The organism is Parendozoicomonas verongulae (assembly GCF_009711465.1).
Lineage (GTDB): Bacteria > Pseudomonadota > Gammaproteobacteria > Pseudomonadales > Endozoicomonadaceae > Sansalvadorimonas > Sansalvadorimonas verongulae.
The window spans coordinates 1-3,362 of record NZ_SMME01000666.1 but is presented as its reverse complement, the minus strand read 5'-3'; the positions used below and the strand labels follow the sequence as shown (position 1 = coordinate 3,362).

The following is a 3,362-nucleotide window of genomic DNA, read 5'->3' as shown; positions in this document are numbered from 1 at the left end:
TCAAGCGTTCGGTTAAATCTGTGACCACTGCATTTTGGGGGGCTTGCCACTCAGGCAGGTTCGCATCAATAGAGATGATTCTCATATTTGGATGGCGAGGCAGAATAACCTGGAAAATCTCATCCAGTTTCGATGAGGGATCGTCATGAATAGGAAAACCGAAGAGAATTGTGGCTTCAGGCTCGCTCATTGTGGCCTCGGAAAAGTCTGAGGCCGCTTCGTAGGCAGGTTTTTCCTGAACACTGCGTACGAACTCCCTGCTCATATAATCGGTGTCATACCATGAGTAGTCATCCGTAGCTGTTACGTTTGCACCGGATTTCACGAGTTCATCTGTTAACCAGCCATTACCTGCAAAAATCTCCAGGCAGGGGCTTTGTTGAAGGTGCTCTGCGAGTTTGTGTATAAAACAGCTATCGAGATTAACGAAGCTTCTTTTCCTCCTTATTTCGAAAAGCTTATCCGAAAGCTCATAAAGGCAGCTTTTTAAATGCCTGTCTTCTTTCGCTGGAAATATGTCCTCAATAAGTGAGTCATTGACTGCTTTCTCCGGGATGGTTTGACTTTCGTAGGCCTCAAGAGTGGTCTGCAGGTCCGATAGATACTGATGAAATAGCTGATGATTGGCTGATGGTGAAGCTGCTCTAAACAGTTCTACTGTATCAGTGATACGTTCTCGCAATTCCTCAATAACGTAAGCATCAGATACTTTTTTTACTTTCCGCTTTTTAACAGGTAACTCCGGCAGGGCGGAACTCTCAGTATTTCCTGTGAGTCTTCCCTTTTTACAGGCAGTTGTAGTACAGGTAGTTGCAGTCGGTTTTACTGCTGCACTGGAAGTTGTCTGAGGTGTGCCTCCCGTGCTTAATGTTGATTGAGATTTAGCAGCTATTGATTCCATTTTGAGTGTCAGATATCCGGCTGTGACTGGCTTTCTTCAGACACCCTGCATATGAAAATGTTTTGTTAAAGCAGTTAGAGGGCGTAACAAAAAAGCCAGCTTCGTCCGCTGGCTTTCTTATTCCGGATTTTAAGTGTGCATTTAGAACATATAGGTGTACAGGTACCCTGCTCCGATGGCCATGCCGAGAATCACTGTCAGGAATGCTGCAATCATCTGATTCTTGAAGATGGATTTCAACAGGATCACTTCAGTCAGGCTGGCACCGGCGCTGCCGATAATCAGAGCCATAACCGCACCCAGCCCCATACCTTTTGCTGCCAGAGCTGCACTCAGAGGAATTACAGCTTCCGCACGGATGTACAGAGGAATGCCGATAACCGCTGCAACAGGGATAGCGAATGGATTACTGTCGCTGGCCACACTTGCCACAAATTCCGTTGGCATAAAGCCGTAAATCATAGAACCCAGCGCTATACCACCAATCAGGTAGGGCAGAACTTTCTTGAAATCACTCCAAGTACTCTTCCAGATACGCATCCACTTGCTTTCTGGAGCCACCTTCTTGCCACCGCAGGTACTGCCACAGCCGCTTTTCCTGGCAGGTACTTCATAGGCTTCTGGGCGGATAAATTTCTCAAAACCCAGTTTTTCCAGCAGGAAGCCTGCGGTAATAGACACAAGCATGGCTACCAGGAAATAGAAGATGGTTACGTTCACCCCGAAGGTGACTGCAAACAGGCCAATAATCACCGGGTTCAGCAGTGGGCTGGCGAACAGGAACACCATCATGGTGCCGAAACCAGCCTTGGCGCGTAGTAAACCTTTCAAGAACGGAATGGTGGAGCAGGAACAGAAAGGGGTAATCGCCCCAAGGAAACCTGCAATAATGTAGCCTTTACCTTTTTTACTGCTCAGAATACTTTGAATTTTTTCCGGTGGGATGTACTCCTGAAGTACCCCAACCAGGTAGCTGATGGCCAGGAACAGGATAGTCAGTTCCGCGGCCAGGAACATAAACATGTGGAGCGTTTGCTCCATCATTTCGGTTGTAATAGTCATAGCGGCAATCTCACTATATTTCTGGAATGATCGAAATATTATTTTCGCGAGATTCACTTGTCAATATATTTCTAGTAATATCGAAATGTATTTTATAAAAACGCTCTCAGAGCGGCACTTAGCAGCAGGTATATGTCCTATGAATATTGAAGATATGGCAAAAGCCATGAAAGAACTGGGCCACCCAACGCGCCTTACCATTTTCAAGCGACTGGTTAAGGCCGGTTATCAGGGGCTGGCTGTGGGGGATGTACAGGAAGAGCTGGGTATTCCGGGGTCTACTCTCTCTCATCACCTCTCCAGCCTTGCGTCTGCAGGGTTAATCAGCCAGCGTCGTGAGGGTCGTACACTCTTCTGTGTGGCCGAATTTAAAAGGCTGGAGTCTGTCGTTTGTTTTTTGCAGGAAGAATGCTGTCTGGATTGATTCACTGCGTCCGGTAAATCCTCACAGGCTACTCTTTTCGCTTCAGTTCGCCAACTCTTCCAGCAGAATGGCGTGACGGCAGGTTGGGAAAGTTTCGCATACCCAGGCTTTTTGTCCGGCATGTTTGCCTTTGGATATGGTGCGCTGAACCATGTGGGAGCCGCACTTTTTACAGTCACGCTTTGGTTCGTTCTGTTGCAGTGGGGATTCAATATGGGAATCCAGTTCCTGAGTCTCTTCTTCCTTACCCCGTTTATTATCCAGGGTGCCGTGGCCTCGAGCATCGCTCACAACGGCACAGGTTCCCAGAACATCGTTTAACCCTGTGGCCTGATACACATCACGGCGCAGGCTGCTCACATCAAAGAAACCACCGGTTTCATAGGTTAGTAATGGCAGGCCTACCCTGTCGCAGAAATCCCGAAGTGTGGAGGTTTCTCTTTCGATATTGCTGCCCTTTTCAACCAGAACGATACCGCACTTTGGCAGCATCTTTTTTCGGTCACACAGAAGAAGATCAAAGCTGTGGTGGCGGATTTTCCCCGGAAGAGGGCTCACCATGCCGGAAGAACGAATAACTTCTGCAATGTCAACATTACGGAACAGGATGAAATGTTCCCGTACAGCCACATCAAGCAGGCCGTAAATAGAACGGGATGGCCCATCAAACAGCGGATCCTGCAAATACATACTGCGTTGTGAACGTTTGCGCAGTAAAACGTAAACGAACCCAGAAAGCAGGCCAAAGGCAGCCATGATGATCAAGGGGTAAACATAAACAGGCCATTCGCTCGCATTTGCGAGACCAAACAGTTGTTCCAGCACTCAGGGACACTCTCTGTTGTTATTGAGATAAAACTGTTTTTTAAAGTAAAAACGCTAGATTATCGAAGAGGCAGGGAAATAACCATAAGCACTCTTAGCCTCTTAGCTAGTTTCTTACAATATTTAGTGCCTGTCAGGAAACCCATTAAA

At 47.3% G+C, this 3,362-nt stretch carries 4 protein-coding genes; 1 reads left to right on the top strand and 3 read right to left on the bottom strand.

Features of this window, described 5'->3' with window-relative positions:
- Both E1189_RS02535 and E1189_RS02530 read right to left on the bottom strand, forming a co-directional pair.
- Nucleotides 1–901: class I SAM-dependent methyltransferase (locus E1189_RS02535; protein WP_155158492.1), on the bottom strand; the 901-nt coding region annotated here is incomplete at its 3' end.
- Nucleotides 902–1,042: 141 nt separating this feature from the next.
- Nucleotides 1,043–1,963: a permease gene (locus E1189_RS02530; protein ID WP_155158491.1), complete on the bottom strand. Its 921-nt coding sequence runs from the start codon at nucleotides 1,961–1,963 to the stop codon at nucleotides 1,043–1,045.
- Nucleotides 1,964–2,102: 139 nt separating this feature from the next.
- Here E1189_RS02530 and E1189_RS02525 point away from each other — a divergent pair, with 139 nt between their 5' ends.
- The gene (locus E1189_RS02525) at nucleotides 2,103–2,387 is read left to right on the top strand and encodes an ArsR/SmtB family transcription factor (RefSeq protein WP_155158490.1); all 285 of its coding nucleotides are present in this window, start codon (nucleotides 2,103–2,105) and stop codon (nucleotides 2,385–2,387) included.
- 42 nt (nucleotides 2,388–2,429) lie between these two features.
- Here the strand turns inward: E1189_RS02525 and E1189_RS02520 are convergent, their stop codons facing one another.
- The gene (locus tag E1189_RS02520; protein WP_155158489.1) at nucleotides 2,430–3,212 is read right to left on the bottom strand and encodes a DUF2726 domain-containing protein; all 783 of its coding nucleotides are present in this window, start codon (nucleotides 3,210–3,212) and stop codon (nucleotides 2,430–2,432) included.
- Between the last annotated feature and the right edge of the window lie 150 nt (nucleotides 3,213–3,362).

What these genes read in the sequence shown, in the direction of transcription:
- E1189_RS02530 (WP_155158491.1), bottom strand. Translation starts at nt 1,963, where the DNA reads ATGACTATTACAACCGAAATGATGGAGCAAACGCTCCACATGTTTATG.
- E1189_RS02525 (WP_155158490.1), top strand. Translation starts at nt 2,103, where the DNA reads ATGAATATTGAAGATATGGCAAAAGCCATGAAAGAACTGGGCCACCCA.